Source organism: Litoreibacter sp. (assembly GCF_058136045.1).
The window spans coordinates 29,283-46,099 of the sequence record NZ_JBYVDD010000003.1 but is presented as its reverse complement, the minus strand read 5'-3'; the positions used below and the strand labels follow the sequence as shown (position 1 = coordinate 46,099).

19 protein-coding genes and 1 pseudogene are annotated in these 16,817 nt (G+C 54.7%); 9 read left to right on the top strand and 11 right to left on the bottom strand.

Annotation, left to right across the window (positions count from 1 at the left end; translation table 11 throughout):
- Positions 1-3 precede the first annotated feature (3 nt).
- Together AC3Y7R_RS01575 and AC3Y7R_RS01570 are read right to left on the bottom strand one after the other, a co-directional pair.
- Positions 4-525, bottom strand: coding sequence for a DUF6446 family protein (locus AC3Y7R_RS01575; RefSeq protein WP_490040251.1), 522 nt, complete (start codon positions 523-525; stop codon positions 4-6).
- A complete protein-coding gene (locus AC3Y7R_RS01570; protein WP_490040250.1) occupies positions 522-1,469 on the bottom strand; it encodes a glycine--tRNA ligase subunit alpha in 948 nt (315 codons plus the stop codon). Before AC3Y7R_RS01570 ends, AC3Y7R_RS01575 begins: the two co-directional genes overlap by 4 nt.
- 201 nt (positions 1,470-1,670) lie before the next feature.
- Between AC3Y7R_RS01570 and AC3Y7R_RS01565 the strand changes: the two genes are divergently transcribed.
- Positions 1,671-3,416 (top strand): serine protease, encoded by a 1,746-nt coding sequence (locus AC3Y7R_RS01565; protein ID WP_490040249.1) that lies wholly within the window; start codon positions 1,671-1,673, stop codon positions 3,414-3,416.
- A 63-nt stretch (positions 3,417-3,479) separates the two neighbouring features.
- Here AC3Y7R_RS01565 and AC3Y7R_RS01560 read toward each other — a convergent pair whose 3' ends face one another.
- From AC3Y7R_RS01560 to AC3Y7R_RS01545, 4 genes are all read right to left on the bottom strand, one after another.
- The gene (locus tag AC3Y7R_RS01560; protein WP_490040248.1) at positions 3,480-3,809 is read right to left on the bottom strand and encodes an arsenate reductase family protein; all 330 of its coding nucleotides are present in this window, start codon (positions 3,807-3,809) and stop codon (positions 3,480-3,482) included.
- Between the two features lie 188 nt (positions 3,810-3,997).
- The gene (locus tag AC3Y7R_RS01555; RefSeq protein WP_490040247.1) at positions 3,998-5,581 is read right to left on the bottom strand and encodes a thiamine pyrophosphate-binding protein; all 1,584 of its coding nucleotides are present in this window, start codon (positions 5,579-5,581) and stop codon (positions 3,998-4,000) included.
- Between the two features lies 1 nt (position 5,582).
- Positions 5,583-7,031: a TrkH family potassium uptake protein gene (locus AC3Y7R_RS01550; RefSeq protein ID WP_490040246.1), complete on the bottom strand. Its 1,449-nt coding sequence runs from the start codon at positions 7,029-7,031 to the stop codon at positions 5,583-5,585.
- 145 nt (positions 7,032-7,176) lie between these two features.
- Complete coding sequence (locus tag AC3Y7R_RS01545) at positions 7,177-7,431, bottom strand: DUF7684 family protein (RefSeq protein ID WP_490040245.1); 255 nt, start codon at positions 7,429-7,431, stop codon at positions 7,177-7,179.
- Positions 7,432-7,567: 136 nt separating this feature from the next.
- On the opposite strand from AC3Y7R_RS01545, the pseudogene AC3Y7R_RS01540 reads away from it, so the two are divergent.
- Positions 7,568-7,831: pseudogene (locus AC3Y7R_RS01540) on the top strand (transposase); the annotation flags it as partial.
- On the opposite strand, the gene AC3Y7R_RS01535 reads toward AC3Y7R_RS01540, so the two are convergent.
- Together AC3Y7R_RS01535 and AC3Y7R_RS01530 are read right to left on the bottom strand one after the other, a co-directional pair.
- Entirely contained in the window at positions 7,741-8,220 is a 480-nt protein-coding gene (locus tag AC3Y7R_RS01535) for a hypothetical protein (RefSeq protein WP_490040244.1), read from the bottom strand. The pseudogene AC3Y7R_RS01540 and the gene AC3Y7R_RS01535 sit on opposite strands and share 91 nt — an antisense overlap.
- A 480-nt stretch (positions 8,221-8,700) precedes the next feature.
- Positions 8,701-9,636, bottom strand: a complete 936-nt coding sequence (locus AC3Y7R_RS01530; RefSeq protein WP_490040243.1) for a LysR substrate-binding domain-containing protein — start codon at positions 9,634-9,636, stop codon at positions 8,701-8,703.
- A 229-nt stretch (positions 9,637-9,865) separates the two neighbouring features.
- On the opposite strand from AC3Y7R_RS01530, the gene AC3Y7R_RS01525 reads away from it, so the two are divergent.
- On the top strand, positions 9,866-10,894 hold the full coding sequence (locus AC3Y7R_RS01525) for a zinc-binding alcohol dehydrogenase family protein (RefSeq protein WP_490040242.1): 1,029 nt from the start codon (positions 9,866-9,868) through the stop codon (positions 10,892-10,894).
- 158 nt (positions 10,895-11,052) lie between these two features.
- On the opposite strand, the gene AC3Y7R_RS01520 is transcribed toward AC3Y7R_RS01525, so the two are convergent.
- Positions 11,053-11,964, bottom strand: a complete 912-nt coding sequence (locus AC3Y7R_RS01520) for a LysR family transcriptional regulator (RefSeq protein WP_490040241.1) — start codon at positions 11,962-11,964, stop codon at positions 11,053-11,055.
- A 132-nt stretch (positions 11,965-12,096) separates the two neighbouring features.
- Between AC3Y7R_RS01520 and AC3Y7R_RS01515 the strand changes: the two genes are divergently transcribed.
- From AC3Y7R_RS01515 to AC3Y7R_RS01490, 6 genes are read left to right on the top strand one after another with little or no spacing between them, the layout of a single operon-like run.
- Positions 12,097-12,720 carry a glutathione binding-like protein gene (locus tag AC3Y7R_RS01515; protein ID WP_490040240.1) on the top strand — a complete coding sequence of 208 codons (624 nt, stop codon included), beginning with the start codon at positions 12,097-12,099 and terminating at the stop codon, positions 12,718-12,720.
- Positions 12,717-13,091: a nuclear transport factor 2 family protein gene (locus AC3Y7R_RS01510; RefSeq protein WP_490040239.1), complete on the top strand. Its 375-nt coding sequence runs from the start codon at positions 12,717-12,719 to the stop codon at positions 13,089-13,091. Before AC3Y7R_RS01515 ends, AC3Y7R_RS01510 begins: the two co-directional genes overlap by 4 nt.
- Positions 13,092-13,102: 11 nt before the next feature.
- Positions 13,103-13,309: a tautomerase family protein gene (locus AC3Y7R_RS01505; protein ID WP_490040238.1), complete on the top strand. Its 207-nt coding sequence runs from the start codon at positions 13,103-13,105 to the stop codon at positions 13,307-13,309.
- Positions 13,310-13,314: 5 nt separating this feature from the next.
- Complete coding sequence (locus AC3Y7R_RS01500) at positions 13,315-14,292, top strand: NAD(P)H-dependent flavin oxidoreductase (RefSeq protein ID WP_490040237.1); 978 nt, start codon at positions 13,315-13,317, stop codon at positions 14,290-14,292.
- Between the two features lie 5 nt (positions 14,293-14,297).
- The gene (locus AC3Y7R_RS01495) at positions 14,298-14,699 is read left to right on the top strand and encodes a GFA family protein (RefSeq protein ID WP_490040236.1); all 402 of its coding nucleotides are present in this window, start codon (positions 14,298-14,300) and stop codon (positions 14,697-14,699) included.
- Complete coding sequence (locus tag AC3Y7R_RS01490) at positions 14,651-15,082, top strand: NIPSNAP family protein (protein ID WP_490040235.1); 432 nt, start codon at positions 14,651-14,653, stop codon at positions 15,080-15,082. The genes AC3Y7R_RS01495 and AC3Y7R_RS01490 overlap by 49 nt, the downstream gene beginning before the upstream one ends.
- A 35-nt stretch (positions 15,083-15,117) precedes the next feature.
- Here the strand turns inward: AC3Y7R_RS01490 and AC3Y7R_RS01485 are convergent, their stop codons facing one another.
- Positions 15,118-15,687: a TetR/AcrR family transcriptional regulator gene (locus tag AC3Y7R_RS01485; RefSeq protein ID WP_490040234.1), complete on the bottom strand. Its 570-nt coding sequence runs from the start codon at positions 15,685-15,687 to the stop codon at positions 15,118-15,120.
- A gap of 3 nt (positions 15,688-15,690) precedes the next feature.
- Positions 15,691-16,749 (bottom strand): flavin monoamine oxidase family protein, encoded by a 1,059-nt coding sequence (locus tag AC3Y7R_RS01480; protein WP_490040233.1) that lies wholly within the window; start codon positions 16,747-16,749, stop codon positions 15,691-15,693.
- Positions 16,750-16,817: the final 68 nt, after the last annotated feature.

Here is a 16,817-nt window from a genome sequence, read left to right as displayed (position 1 = left end):
TCATTAATTCCCAGTATCGCGTGCGGGGCATTCATCGCCTACGACCGTTCCGTCATAGGCCTTTTGCCCGCAATTATTGAGCTGCTGCCACACGTAGCCGCGCCCGTCTTCAAAGATGGCCACGATGCGGTCCACGCCGTATTCGATGTTTTCTTGACCCACAAAAGCCAACGCCCTGCCCTCCTCTAGGGCTGTGCCAATTTCCACCGCATTGAAGCAGTCAAACCACTTTGGCGCCGTCAACGGGATCGCCTTATCCGCCAACACGTAGGTTTCTGTCAGCATGGAGTGCGACATTGGCGTGGTAAAACAAGCGCGGTAGCGAATGGGCGACGATGTGGCGTCGATCGCCTCGATCTCATCGGCGATGATCTCCTCCGGCTCGCCCGTGACGACCGAGACCAGCTCTACCGCGTCGGGCGTCTCTATCGGCTCGTAGAAGTGGTACACCTGCAAATAATAGAGGCTTACGCCCGCGATAAGTGCGCTGATCATAATCGCAATCCCAAATATCTTGCCGTTCATGCCGCGTCCTCAGCATCAGGGGTGTAGCCCCCCGCGGCGGTCAGTAAGAACGCATCAGCGCAGGCCTTGGCCAAATTACGTACGCGGCCGATATAGGCTTGGCGCTCCGTGACCGAGATCACCCCGCGCGCGTCCAACAGGTTGAACACATGCGACGCCTTGATGCATTGGTCATAGGCAGGCTGCGCCATGACGATGCGGCGTCCGGTTTTGGGATCATCTGCGGGTTGTTCCAAAATGCGGGCGCACTCGGCCTCGGCGTCCTTGAAGTGCTGCAACAGCGTCTCGGTGTCGGCCACGTCAAAGTTCCAGCGCGCATATTGCGCCTCGGCCTCGCGGAACACATCGCCATAGGTCAACGGGATCGGCGCATCCGGGTCATTGAACGGCATCTCGTTGCCATCATCAAAGCCCAGCACATACATCGCCAAACGCTCTAACCCGTAGGTCAGTTCGCCAGAAACCGGGCGGCAATCATGCCCACCAACTTGTTGAAAATACGTAAATTGCGACACTTCCATGCCGTCGCACCAGACTTCCCAGCCCAAACCCCATGCGCCCAGTGTCGGGCTTTCCCAATCATCCTCGACAAAACGGATATCATGCATCGACATGTCGATACCGATGGCCTCTAGCGAGCCTAGGTACAAATCCTGCAAATCCGGTGGGGATGGTTTGATGATCACTTGGAACTGGTAGTAGTGCTGCCAACGGTTCGGGCTATCGCCATAGCGGCCGTCCGTTGGCCTGCGCGAGGGCTGCACATAGGCCGCTGCCCAAGGCGTGCTTCCCAGTGAGCGCAATGTCGTGGCCGGGTGAAACGTACCGGCCCCAACCTCCATATCATAAGGCTGCAACACCGCGCAGCCCTTGGCCGCCCAGTAGTTTTGCAGACGCATAATGATCTCCTGAAAGGAGCGCGGTTTTTGCAGCTTTTCGGTCATGATGCTCGCCTTGATGGTGGTTTGGCCTCTCAATAGGCAACCCGTGTGGGGGGGTCAATTGGCAGAACCCACCTAAGACCTTTCCGTTTTGGCCCGGTTTAGCCCGTTTAGGGGTGCGTCCAGTGCCTCAAATAGGTAACTTGCGCCATCAAGATTCGGGGCGGCCCTTAGATCGCCCGTCTGAACAATGGGGATTTGAGTATGTCGCGCAATGTTTTTGCCGCTTTGATTTTTGCTACTTTAGGGGCTGCCACCCCTGCATTCGCCCAGTCATGGGTGCAAGTCGAGGCACTGCCAACCATTCGCGCCGCTCAGGAACGCGCCCGCGCCTATAGCTCCGCGTTGGCAAATGTCAGCGGGTTTCGCCTGCGCTCTGGCTGGTACGCATTAGCGCTTGGCCCCTATTCCGAGACCGAAGCCATCGCCAAGCTGCGCGAATTGCGTCGCTCTGGCATCATTCCGGGGGACAGCTACATCTCCGACAATGCGCCTTACCGCCAGCAATTCTGGCCCATCGGTGCAGGCGTCACGGGCATCGCGCCAGAAACGCCGCTGCAAGTGACCCCGACGCCCGAAGTCACGCCAGAACCCGCCACCCCTGCCCCCGAAGTGATCGCAGAACCGGTAGAGATCGAAGAGACCCCGCGCGAGGCGCGCACCGCCGAGAACCAACTCAACCGCGACGCCAAGAAAGAGTTGCAAGTGGCGATGCAATGGTTCGGCTTCTACAAGTCCTCCATTGATGGCTCGTTCGGCAAGGGCACCCGCAATTCCATGGCCAAGTGGCAAAAGGCAAACGGGCTTAAGCCCACCGGCATCCTGACCACCAAGCAACGCGCTACCCTGCTCGACAACTACACCACCGCCCTCGCGGCACTGGGCTTGGGGCAGGTCAAGGAAGACAAGGCCGGCATTGATATCACCATGCCCATCGGCCTCGTTGAGTTCGAGAAATACGAATACCCCTTCGTGCAATACAAAGAGAAAGACGGCTCGGGCATCCAAGCCATGCTGATCTCGCAACCCGGCGACGCGGACACGTTGTTTGGCCTCTATGAGATCATGCAAACGCTGGAGATCGTCCCGCTTGAGGGCGCACGCAAGAAAAACCGCCGCTCCTTTACCCTGACTGGCCAGAGCGAAACGCTGCACTCCCACACCTTTGCCAAGACCGAGGGCGGCTACGTCAAAGGGTTTACCTTGGTCTACCCCCCCGCCAAGGCCGCCGATATGGCCCGCGTGATCGAGATCATGCAAAAGTCCATGACGATCAACTCCGGCACCTTAACGCCGGACCTCTCGGATGATGCCAACCAAGGCTTGGACCTGTTGTCAGGCCTCGACCTGCGCACGCCGAAACTGTCACGCTCGGGGTTTTATGTGGACGGGCGCGGCAAGGTTTTGACCACCGCCAGCGCCGTAGAAAACTGCGGGCGCATCACCATCGACGGCACCTATGAAGCCAATCTTGTGGCCGCCGCCGGGGGGCTGGCACTGCTGGAGCCAACAACCAGCCTTGTGCCGTTGAACTACGCCCGCCTGACCTCTGCCATTGGCCGATTGCGCTCTACTGTGGCCGTGGCTGGCTACTCCTTTGAAGGCGCCCTAGACGCCCCGACCGTGACCTATGGCACATTGCAAGACCTCCAAGGGTTGGGCGGCGAGGCTCAGTTGAAACGCCTCGATATAGGCACCCTGCCCGGCGACATTGGCGGGCCGATCATCGACATGTCTGGCGCAGTCAGCGGAATGCTGATCGACGGCCACGTTGAGGGGAAATCCCTGCCTGCCTCGGTTCAATTCGCGCTGAAATCAACCGAATTGGCGACATTTCTAAGCGAGAACGGCGTGGTGGCCTCCGCCAGCGAAAACACCACCGCCATCGCCACCGAGGACTTGGTGGTGCTTGGCACGGATATGACCGTGCTCGTCGGCTGCTGGGACTAGGTTGAGCCGCCGTCTTACCCTACCGCTAAAATACATGTCCCATGAGGCTCAATGCAGCTTGCCTCACTGCGCAAGCAAGGCGCTTTGAACCGCCTCATCCCAACCAAGGTAAAGCATGTCTTGATCGCGAATTACCGGACGGGCCATCACCTTGGGGCGAGCGGCTATTTGCGCCTCGGCTTCCGAATTTTTAAGCCAGTCGTTAAGGGCCCGGTAGTCGTTTGACGTTCGATCCACCAGCCGGTCCCCAAACTCCGCAATCAGCTCTGCCAACTCCGCCTCGCTCAGAGGGTCTGCCCGGATATCGCGGAAGCTGACGGTCTTGCCCTCTGCCTCTAGCGCCTTGCGTGCCTTTTGGCAGGTCGCACAGGTGTTCAATCCATAGATCATCATGTCGCAATCTCCTTTGGCGATGATATTGCAACTTTCTACATCTCTTGCGTCAATACAACCACACGACCCGCACAAAATCCCCGACACACTAATATTTGGCGATAACCCGCGTTGCAGCTTGATCCCGCAGCGCCCTTCAATGGGCGGGTATTCACCAAATCGAGGCCATGACTGGTCAGGTCACGGGCTTAGGCCAAAGCGGTCTCGGGTGTGATGTGGATCAGCGTTGGCCCATCAGCGGCCAGCGCATCAAGCACCGCCTGTTTGAACGCTGCAATCGAGCGCGGAGCCGTGGCGCGCGCGCCGTAGGCCTCGGCCAGTTTGCAAAAATCGGGGTTGCGCGCGATCACCGCATTGGGCGCGATCTGAGACCGGGTCATGCTATCCTCGATCTCTTTCAACTTGCCGTTGTCCCACACAATTATCGGCAGGTTCAGCCCCAACTCCACGGCCGTGGCCAATTCCTGCACATTGTACTGAAACCCGCTATCGCCATTGATTGAAATCACCGGCTGGTCCGGCACACCGACCTTGCCTCCAATCGCGGCAGGCAAGGCGTAGCCCAGCGTGCCAAAGCCATAGGGGTGGTGCCAATGGCCGGAGAATTTCATCGGGTAAATCTCTTTGGCGACATAGGCAAATTGCGTCATGTCGGAATAAAACATCGTATTATCCGGCGCGACTTCGCGCAGCGCATCGACCAAGGGCGCAATGCCCGGACGCTCCGCATCTGTTTGGGCGCGCCACCGCGCCTTGGCCGATGTGACTTCCTCAATGGTCCAGCCCGATTGGACGCTCCAACCCTTTGTTTCATCACACAAAGCTTCGATAATTGGGCCGGAATCCGCACAGATATTCACCTGCGCCCGGTGACTATCCGAAAGCGCCTCAGGGTCGATGTCGATCCGGATCACGGTGGCGGTTGCCCCAAGGGTATCACGCCACAAATCCACCTCGGATAGGGTCGACCCTATCACGATCACCAGATCCGCTGACCCAATAACATCGACACTTTCACCGCGCGCAAGGTTCGCCCCGAAATCTAGCGGGTAGTCTGCGCCAACCACGCCACGCGCAGCATATGTCGTAAAACAAGCCGCGCCGCATTGCTGCAAAACCCCGCGCAGATCGCGCGATTTAGCGCCGCCACCGAGAACAAAAATCGGACGTTTCGCGGTGGCCAGATGAGAGGTGATCGCCCCAACCTCGGCGCCATATTCAGGCAAGCGTGTTGCCTCAATTGGGCGTGGCGGACAGGCCTCGGCAGTTCCTTCCAACACATGAATAGGCACCTGAATATGCTTGGGGCGCGGCCTTGCGAGCTTAAACTCAAGCAAGGCACGATCGACCAGTTGATAGGCCGCCTCAGCCCCGCGCGCCTCATGTGACCAATCGCAAACACTCGCGGCAGCGGCCTCTTGGTCAAGCATCTGGTGCAACTGCCCCTGCGTGCCGACGGTATCATCCAGACAGCTGGAAATCACTAGCATCGGCACGCTGTCACTATAGGCCTGCCCCATCGGGTTCATGATATTGCACAGCCCCGGCCCGGTGATCACATAGGCCACGCCCGGTTTGCCCGTGGCACGCGCATAGCCGTCCGCCATAAAGCCCGCGCCCTGCTCGTTGCGCGCCAACACATGGGTCAGGCCCGCCTCCTCGATACCGCGATACATCTCTTGGTTATGCACACCGGGGATGCCGAAAATTACCTCGACCTCGCGCGACTTCAGCATATGTGAAATTTGGGCACCAAGCGGGCGGGTGGTCATATCAGGCTCTCCAAAAACGAGTGGTAAAGATGGCGTAGACAGCCAGCAGTTCTAGGCGGCCAATCAACATGGCCGCCGCTAACAGCCACTTGGCCGTGTCGTTCAGCCCACCGAAGTTACCGGCAGGTCCGATTTGATCCCCAAGGCCCGGGCCGATGTTGCCCAAGGCCGTGGCCGCGCCCGACACAGAGGTAATGAAATCAAGGCCGGTCATCCCCAAAGCCACCGAAAGCAGCCCCATGCTCACCACGAACAGCACGAAAAACGACATCACCGAGGATAACACATCCTCGCTCACCGGCTTGCCATCATAGCGCGGCACGAACAGCCCATGCGGTGAGTGAATGCGCCGGATCTGCGTTTTGATCGAGGCAAACAACAACTGGTAGCGAAATATTTTAATCGAGCAGGCCGTCGAGCCAGCGCAGCCGCCGATCAGCCCCATAAAGAAGAAAGCCGCCACCGCAAACGGACCCCAAACTGTATAGTCAGCGCTGGCGTAGCCCGTGCCTGTCAGGATCGAGATCACGTTAAACAACGACTTGCGGAAGGCCAGCTCCACATCCCCCGTCACATTGGCAATCTGCCACGCCCCCATCAGTGCCACCAAGAGGACCGCAGTCAGCAAGAACGCGCGGATTTGGGTGTCTTTAAACAAGGGCTTAGCGGTCCCTGCGAGAAACTGCACATAGCGCACAAAAGGCAGCGCCGCGAGGATCATAAATACGCAAGCCGTGTACTCCACCGCAGGCGCAAAGGCCCCAAAAGAGGCGTCCGAATTGGCGAACCCGCCCGTGGCAATGGTCGTCATCGCGTGCACCGTCGCGTCCAGCCGCCCCATGCCCCCAGCCCCGTAGGCCAGCCCACACAGCAGGGTCAAGCTCAGGTAAATCACTGCAATACTGCGCGCAATTTCACCCGCCCGAGGCAATATTTTCCCAAATGTATCAAAGCCTTCCGAGCGGAAAATTTGCATCCCGCCAATTTTTAGCTCTGGCAAAAACACCATCGCCACAACAATAATCCCGATACCGCCAAACCATTGCAACAACCCGCGCCACAGCTTCAGCCCATAGGGCAAACCGTCCAGATCAGAGAACACCGTCGAGCCTGTGGTGGTCAGCCCCGACATGGCCTCAAAGAACGCATCCACATAGCGCGCCTCGGTGGCACCCAGATAAAACGGCAGCGCCCCGAACACCGGCAAAGCCAGCCACACCCCCGTGGTTAAAAGAAAGGTTTGCTGGATCGTCAGGCGGTTGCCGACACCATTGGCGCTGGCCAAGGCAATCAAGCTTCCTGTGGCTGCCGTGATGATCGCACTTTCGGCAAACGCGGGCCAATGACCATTCCCAATCCACAAATCCAACGCCATCGGCAACAGCATCGCTCCGCCAAGACAGGCAGTCAAAAGGCCGATTACATAGGCGACGGGGCGGGCATCAAACATGGTGCAAGGGTTGGGGCTAGGGAGCGAAAGTGTCAAGCGGCGGCGTGATCAATGGCAAAACTCAATGCGATGTTACCTAGGGGAGCCATGCAAGCAATGTCTGCTTTGGAGACAAAGCTGCCGTTCCTTCGACTATACAATAAAATCAGAATCGAACTTCATTTACCGTTCCGCCCTCATCGGATTTCCATACCGTTACGAAGGACAGCACTTCATCATATGACTCGTTCGGATGCGAAGTCGTACAAATAAAACGATTGCTCTCCTTACCGTCTCCGACGATGATTTCGTCAATCATATCTTCGAGTTCGGCACTGCCTAAGCCAAAAACTGCGATTAGAGATGCATTTTCTGAAAGGCATTGTTCAACGAATGCCTCCAAGCTCGTTCTGTCAGACAATGGGCTATGGAGAATATATTTAGGGCGTGCATGCATGGCACTGGTGTAACTCTAGTTCTCTTATGACACAATCATTCACCATGACCTCCAAGTCGACCTTTGCCCAACACCCCCAAAGAGGCGACCACCGCCTTGCCCCCGCGAACGCACGAGCCGCACGCTGCCATTTATAGCCATGTCAGAGGGTGAAGGCGTTGCATTGGCCGTCGAAAACGTATCCCGCACGGCCACAATGTCAGCCGATGAAGCGTCCCACGGAGATACGCTTCACGATGGCTGGATGGTTGATCGCGTAAACCACAGCGAGATTTACAGCGACCACGACAAGCATACCAACATGGTTGAATGCTTCTTTAGCCGTTTGCGCAACATGATCGAAGGCCAGCACCACGGCGTTTCCACAAAGTAACATTCGCGGGTGTCCCTTGATTGGCTCACTCGCCACAAACACCCATCCGGCCCAAAGTCCTGCACAACGCGCCCGTCCTTTTGCGACCTTTGCAGCGCATCACGCACCCGCTTTAGCACGTCGGCTCTCAATGCGTCGTCAACATCCCACCCCTTCGCGGCAATAATCTGCGCGGCCAGCGTTTCATCATCGGAAGGTGCATAGCGCAACATATCGCGGATTGTCAGTTTCAGCTCATTACGCCCGAATAGCTGCTTATACTTCCCGCGTGGCGCAATGCCCTTGGGGTCGTCCTGATTGCCGCACAGCAGCAAGGCGCGGTCTATTGCGGCTAGATCATCGCGGATAATATCAGCGGCCTTTACGGCAACCTTGTGCAAGCCAGCAATCTCTGCGCGTTTTTGATTAGATTGATTGCCCCATGCGCCCATTATGGATTCACGCGCCGCTATTTATAAGCTAGTTCGATGTTTTCCGGTTTAATAGAGGGCCATAGGTTCCTCCACCGCACAGGATTCATCTTGACGAGTAGTAACTTCTGTTTGAAAATAGTTACCATAAACTCATCGGAGTTTTGATGCGGTTGCTTCAAAATTACGTGCGGTTTGAGACTTAATTAAGTGCCGCATTTGATCAGCATTAGACTGGCCAAAGCTCCCCTAAGAGCCGCGAACTTTTGGGGCCCCTTCGAAAGTTTCGAGATACGGTAAAGTCAGCTGTGCGCTGCACTAAAATTGCCTCAGTAGCGCAAATTTATGCACTGCCATGCCGCATCAAAAGCGCCATTCATGCACAGTTATTGCCGACACAAAAAGTAATTGATTTTGCAGCGCCGGTCATTTGATAGAGCATCCGAAATTCTAGGCCGTCGTGACATTGCGCCTGACACTTCCTGGCGTTTCCTCGGCTTGCTGACAAAGCCAATTGACAATCAACTTCAGGGCAGCCCGAGGTGGATGATACACATCAGGGTAAACCAAAAAATATGGCCAGTCAGAAATCTGCCTGTTTGAGAAGGGTTCAATCAGCGTACCTCGCGCGATCGCCTCGCTGATCAGAACGCTCCTTCCAAGCATGAACCCTTCACCATTGATCGCGGCTTCAATTGTCAAGTTGCTGTCCGTGAACATTTGACTTGGCTCTAGGTTATTAGTTGGCTGTACGTTCTCCCGGCCCAACCAAATGCGCCAATCCAGATTGGTATTTTCTGTTCCGAAAGTATGATCTGCAAGAAGTGCCCTGGTCCCCATGTCCTTCAAGGAAACAGCGTGTTTGTTCCAATAATCAGGGCTGCAAACGGGAGCCACATACTCGTCGAATAGCTTTGTCGCATGGCATCCGCGATACGAACCCGTTCCCGATCTTATTGCAAGTGTTAGGTCGCGCTGATTGAAGTCAGCCTGATCAACAGAGGCCTCCACCATCACGCGGTAGCTTGGATGTAAGGCGCGAAACTGAGGCAGTCGCTGTATCAGCCATCGGGACGCCAAAGATGGTAAAACACTTAGCCTAATTTCCTGATTATTTCCAAGTTCACGTATCTGCGATACATCTTTCTCAAGACCATCAAATGTTTGTTTTACCTGTTTAGAAAATTGGTAGCCATTCTGGGTTAATTCGGTCTTGTTTGGCGATCGATCCAGCAATCTCACACCCAACCAGCCCTCCAAGTTAGAGATTTGCTGGCTGACAGCAGATGGGCTTACGCGGAGCTCTGAAGCGGCTTTTCCCAAGCCGCCATTCCGAGCTACAGCATCAAATGCCCGCAGTGCATTCAAAGGTGGTAGTTTTCTCATTGTGTGAACCTCCTAGACCACAAGATGACCGCTGAATTCGTGATTTCAATAACAGCAGGGTGGGGGCGATTGCGCAAACCGTACCGAAATACACCCAATACCTTTACAACCACATACCATTAGAAATTCTAACGATTCAGTTAGTTTTTCAAGGGAACAAATTTTTTGTGCTTGCGCTAGATAGACTTAAACGTCGCGCCAGTTGCGGCCGTAAATTGGAAAGCAAAAAATGAAAGCTGTTGGTGTCCTAGAAAACCTGCCCACAAACAACGAGGTTAGCTTCGTTGATTTTGAACTGGCGGCCCCTGTGGCCAAAGGCAAAGATTTACTTGTGCGCATCGACGGAATTTCCCTGAACCCTGTCGATTTCAAAGAGCGGCACGATATTGTCGGAAAATTGGCAGAACCGCTCATCTTGGGTTGGGATGCCTGCGGCGAGGTTTTGGCCGTCGGTGATGACGTCAAAACACATAAAGTCGGCGATATGGTTATGTATGCTGGTGAGATCAATCGACCCGGTTGCTATGCAGAACTGCAGCTTGTGGACGAACGAATTGTAGGTCCAAAACCTGCAAACCTGACACCAGAGGAGGCCGCCTGCGTTCCGCTCACCACGCTTGCGGCATGGGAGGCGCTGTTTGATCGTCTGGAGATTGACCGCGTAACTGACGAGAATACCGAACTTTTGATAATCGGCGGCGCTGGCGGCCTTGGGTCAATGGCCATTCAATTTGCGCGCCAACTCTCCAAGTGCAAGATCATCGCGACTGCATCCCGCAAAGAGAGCAAAGACTGGTGCCTCAAAATGGGCGCGCATCACGTCATCGACCATTCAATAGATCTAAAGGGCCAACTGGTCGATTTGGGTCATGATACTGTTCCTTTGATTTTGAATCTCAGCAACAACATTCCATATTGGGAAATCAAGGCTGATATCGTCTCTCCAGAGGGTGCAATTTGTCTAGTTGCCAGCACCAAGGCTAAACTGGATCTTGACCTGTTCATGGGGAAAAGCGTGCGCATAAACTATGAGCTGATGTTCACCCGATCACTGTATTCAACAGACAAAATGCCCATCCAAGGTGATGTCCTGCGGCGGGTCGCTAAAATGATTGATTCCGGGACGATCCGGCACACTAGAACCGAAGATATGGGCAAAATTTCAGCTGCGAACATCCGAAAGGCGCATGCTCGGGTAGAGACTGGACGGATGATTGGGAAAGTAACACTGTCCGGTATGAACACCCAAACGGGGTAATAGGCTTTGGAAAAGATCAGGACGGCTGTCACTGTAGTTTTCTGCGACCCTTGTTCAACGAAAGCCCAGTGTTCGTTTGTGCTGAGCGCCGCCCACCGCTGCCGCCGTTTACACATGAAACTGAAGTTCAAAAGGGGCGCTTTACCTAAGATGTCCTACTAAAGCTTTGCGCTACCATAGGGCTTCTGCTTAGCGATCTCTGATAGTTCCTCCCAGATTGAATGCGCAACAATGCCAACGTCTTTGTCGCGCTTGCGCATTTGAAACAATTGCGATTGACGTTTTTGATAACCTTCAACATTGAGAGCTACCAATTTGCCCTGCGCCAATTCCCTCTCAATCATATGAAACGGAATGCCGCCCCACCCAAGCTTCGCCAACAAAATCTCCTTTTTTGCTTCAAAGTCCGAAACGGTCCAGCGAAGACCACCCGGAAGCAGATCCCTGCTTTGGACAAATGCGCCGCTACTACTGTCGGCAACAACCACTTGTGTGTAGCTTTGCATCTCACTGATCGTTTTCATGTGTGAACTTTGTGCGGGTTCAAAATCTGGATGGGCCACCGGCACAATTGTCACCTGCGCAAAGGCCAACGCTTCTACCTGTTCCACGGGAACGCCATCCATAGTTGCAATGATGATATCGGCGTCATTGCGTAGCAGCCGTTCGATCGGTCCTCCCATGCTTTCCCGTGATAAACGTATATGAGTGGCTGGGAATTTAGCTTTAATGGTTCCGATAACTTCGAGAACTGGTTTCAATGGAAACGTGGCGGCCACGGCCAAAAACACTTCTGGCTCCTGCTTGGCGTTCAGATTTTTAGCAACGATATTCAGCTCTTTCATCTGTTGCAGGACACGTGTTGCTTGCCGATAAAACACCTCTCCTCCTGGAGTTAGGGTTGGTCTGTACTTCTCACGCGATAGCAAGATGATATCGATCTGGTTTTCAAGTTTCTTGAGCATATGGCTTATGGCAGATTGGGATTTGTTCAGCCGCTCGGCCGCGCCTCGAAAGGTCCCTTCTGTGACGATGGCGTGCAGCACGACCAATTGCTCATGTGTTATCATGGACCTCAACCTTTCACACTTGATGATTAGTATTTTAGATCATCTTGGTGAAAGTTCAATGTTATTAATGAAGGATAGCTACAGGTACGGTTTCCCAAGTCACATAGCAAAACCTAAGAAAGGGAACCCTCTATGAAACTTCATTACAAACCCGGTGCGTGCTCCATGGCATCGCACATTATCCTGCACGAACTAGGCGCATCTTTTGAACTGGACAAGACAGATACCGATGCGGGTAAGACTGAAGCTGGTGGGGATTTCAGCAAGATTAGCCCGAATGGCTATGTTCCGGTTCTGATCACCGACGACGGTGAATTCATTACAGAAAATCCTGCTGTTTTGCAGTATTTGGCCGATCTATCACCCGATGCACGGCTTGCACCGCCGAATGGCACACTGGCGCGCACGCGACTTCAGGAAATACTTAATTTTGTGTCGTCTGAGCTGCATAAATCCTTCAGTCCGTTTTTTTCGGGTACTGAACTTGAAGGCAAGGCAAGACTGAAGGCCGAGGCTGGTGTTGATCGCCGCGCCGCGCATATTGAGGAACGTCTCGCTGACGGTCGCGCCTTTCTTCTCGGTGACACTTTCACCGTCGCGGACGCCTATGCATTCGTGGTGCTCAACTGGGCAGGTTTTGTCGGGATAAGTCTTGCCGGACATCCAAAAACTCAAAGTTATGTGGCGCGTATCGCTGCACGTCCTGCTTCTATCAAAGCGATGGTCGCAGAGGGTCTTATGGAGCAGGCTGCGTGACTGCGTTTGCCGCAGTAACCGGCGTGATAGAGACCTATTTCGATGGTCTCTATCACGCCGACATTAAACGGCTGGAAGATGTGTTTCACCCAAAAGCGATCTATGCGACGGCGGACGAAACGCCACTACTCTATCGCACGATGGATGAGTATTTTCCGGTGGTGGCAAAGCGCGTCTCACCGGCATCACGCGATGAACCCCGCCGTGATGTAATCGAGTCGATAGAGTTCGCGGGCGAGAACACTGCCTTTGCCCGTGTGCGCTGCTCCATTGACACAAAGGATTTTATTGACTTCCTGACCCTTGTGCGAACCGATGGCGCATGGCGGATCATGGCCAAAATTTTCCAAATAACTGAACGCAAGAGTTGAAAGGAACTGACGTGCCCTATGTAAACATCAAGGTGACCCGCGAGGGGGTCACCACAGATCAAAAATCCGAGTTGATCAGTGGCGTTACTGAACTGCTGGCCCGAGTTCTCGACAAGTCTCCTGCGACGACTTTCGTCGTCATCGACGAAGTTGAGCTTGACGATTGGGGGATTGGCGGCCTGCCAGTCGAACAATATAGACGCAAAGTGGCGAGTTGACCAAAATGACCATTCAAACACCACTGTGCGATCTGTTTGGTATCGAACATCCTGTTCTTCTAGCGCCGATGGCCGGTGTCAGCGGCGGCGCACTTGCCGCTGCTGTCAGCCGGGCTGGCGGTTTGGGGATGATCGGTGGTGGCTACGGCGACGCCGATTGGCTCACCCGCGAGTTTGACGTGGCGGGGGATGCACAGATTGGCGTGGGCCTTATCACGTGGTCTCTGGCGCGTCAGCCGCACTTGCTGGACCTAGTTCTCGACCGTGCACCCGCTGCGCTGATGCTCTCGTTTGGTGACTTCCAACCGTTCCTTCCCAAAATTAGGGAGAGGCAGACCAAACTGATCATTCAAGTCCAGACACTGAGCCAAGCACGCGAAGCAGTGGACGCTGGAGTCGATGCCGTCGTGGCACAAGGCACCGAGGCGGGCGGGCACGGCGGTGCGAGAGCCACATTCCCCTTCGTTCCGGCGGTGGTCGATATCGCAAAGGGAATACCGGTAATAGCGGCAGGAGGCATCGCCGATGGGCGTGGTTTGGCTGCGGCCCTGGCGCTCGGGGCTTCGGGTGTGTTGTGCGGAACTGGCTTCTTTGCCAGCGACGAATCCCTTGCGAGTGACAATGCCAAACAGGCCGCCCTTCATGGCAGTGGTGACGATACCGAACGCAGTTCCGTATTCGACTTGGCGCGCGGGCTAGATTGGCCCGCCAGCTGGAACATTCGCACTATGCGCAATTCCTTCACCAAACGATGGAGCGAGGATATTGGGGGTCTCAGGCAAAATATTACCGAGGAGCAAGCCCATTTTGAAGCTGCCCGGGCAGTGGATGATACTGACATCACCCCGGTGATTGTCGGTGAAGCCGCTGATCTCATTCGAGCTATCGAGCCTGCGCAAGACATGCTTCACGCAATGATTTCGCAGGCTGAAGATCACCTGCGACGCATCAGCAAATTTATTGAGCCAAATGGCAAGGGATAGCGGAGATGAAGAAAATTAAAGGGGGCTGCCTTTGTGGAGCCGTCTCATTCGAGGTCGCCAACGCGTTCGACAAACTGTTTCTGTGTAGCTGTGATCAATGCCGCCAAATCACCGGGTCGGCCTTTGCATCTAACTTGTTCGTGAACATTGAAGGGTTCGATTGGCTCGGAGGCGCGGACGATATTGTCAATTACCAAGTGCCGGGGCGCGATATTTCCAAGTCGTTCTGCCGAGTGTGCGGGTCCGGCGTTCCATGGGAAAGTGGCGATGGAACAAAGATGACCGTTCCGGCCGGATCTCTGAGCGAACCGGCTAATGTTGTCGAACGAGTTAGAATATTCACCTCAGAGCAACCATCATGGGCGTCGGATTTGGAGCAAGCCTGCGCACACGCAAAGTTCCCTTAGTTTTTGACGACGAACAGCAGCCCACTAATCAGATCGGATACATCATGATAACCTGCCACGTGACCTACAAGATTGACCCCGCCAAAATCGAAGACTTTGAGATTTATGCTAAAGCATGGATACCTTTGGTAAAACGATTTGGGGGCACGCATCATGGATATTTCCTTCCACACGAGGGCCCAAATGATTTAGCCTTTGCTGCATTCTCATTCCCGTCTCTGGCTGATTACGAGGTTTACCGAACTGAAAGCGCAAGCGATTCAGACTGTATTGCTGCATATGATTTCGCCGTAAGAACCAAGTGCATCCTGCGATATGACCGACATTTCCTCCGACCTGTTCTGGATGGTGAGATATCAGGTGTTCTTGAAGGGAAGGCGTAGCGCAGCTCTTTCGAGGCTAAGTGGGGCACTGTGATCTATGCACGTAAGCGTGCCGATAGCAGTTCGATTGCTGCCTCAAATTTTTGCGGATCTTGAGTGACGCGGGCTGCCAATTGCGCGCCTTCCAGCAAAGGGAGAGTTGCCGCGGCTTCGGAGGCCGGATTGACGACGTTTTGGATCGTTCCATCATCTTTGCCGCGCGAAAATGTCTTCGAAAGCCAGTCGAGCATCATCGACCTGAAGCGGTTCATTTCAGCTATCGTTTCTGTGGAAAGGCTTTGGGTGCTGGTTGAGAAGGACACGCATAGGCAAAGGCTTTGACCACCTTCAAGTGCACCGCGATACCTATCGACAAGAGCGGATAGGCGCGCGGCACCGGTCGCGTGCTCTTGTTCGATTTCTGCGCAGGCGGCTTCGAAGTCCGTGTAATAGCGCTTCATAAGGGCAACCGCCAAGGTAGCTTTGCTTACAAAATGGTGATGGATGCTGGCTTTTGAAATCCCTACGTCAGCGGCCAGATCAGCATAGCTGAACCCGTCGAAGCCACGCGTGCGCGCGACCCGCTCAGCGGAATCTAGCAGAGTTGTCTTGGTATCTTTGGCCATGCTCTATTTCGGTCTTTGTAAGTTCAGGGTGTTTAGAACATTTTCTGCCGCTTCCAAAGCGCCTTCGATGTAGCCGCCGAAAACGGGTGCAACTTCTGTCCCCGCAAAATGCAGTTTGTTGTGCCAAAGGTTGGTCATTGCATGCGGCAGCCCATAAGTTGGATGGGCATAAAGGGGGGCTTTGTCGGCCTCGGTAGAGGTGTAGGGATCAAAGGCCCAATCTTTGATGTAGAGTTGCTTTGGCTCGGCTGCGAGAGGTCCGAAAAGCCGTGACAGTTGCGCTTGCAGATGTTGGCGAAGCAGATGTTCGTCCGTACGGCCCTGTGGTGGGATGCCAATAAATCCAAACAAGGCGTATGGCCCTCCGCCGTTAGGTGAAGCATCGTGAATTTCGACCATTGGGCCTTTGCGGCTGGTTGCGTCGCCCGACAGTCCTTGATCGCGCCAGAACGGTGTGTCGTAAACGGCAACGGCTTTGGCCTGTCCTGCCATCCAAGTCGGGATGCCTCGCATGGCGTGCGTTGCTGAGGCGGGCAAGGCTGGAGAAAAACCTATCTGTGCCGCGACACGTGGCGGCAGGGCGAGCACGATTTGATCCGCGTTGATTACCTCGCCATTTGAAAGCGTGGCACAGATGTGATCTTCTAACATCTCTAGCTTTGCGACAGGTGCATTTAGCCGCTGATTATTGCCAGAAAGACGATCGGCCAGAGCACTGATTAAGGCCCCCAACCCACCCGCAAGCCGCAGAGACCCTTCCATTGATGAAAAGCTTTGGCCGTACTGCACCTGCCCATGTTCATCTTCAAAGGTCAGCACGCCATCGGCGAACTGGTCGAATTCTTGAAGGTTCAAACGCGCGATCAGAGCAGCGATACGCGGCTGCCCCGTCCAAAACCAAGCGGGGCCCATATCAAAATACCCTCCGCGGTGATGGTGCGTCATAATTCTCCCGCCAAAGCGCGGGCGGGCTTCAACCAGTAGGTAGTCGTGACCTTGGGTTTCTAAGGTTTCTGCTAGTGCCATTCCCGACAGGCCACCGCCCACGATTAACGTCTTCATGTTTCAAAACCCTCTGAGATCGGGTTTAGATCAATGCTAGCCTTTGCACTGGCCAGAAGCACTAAAGG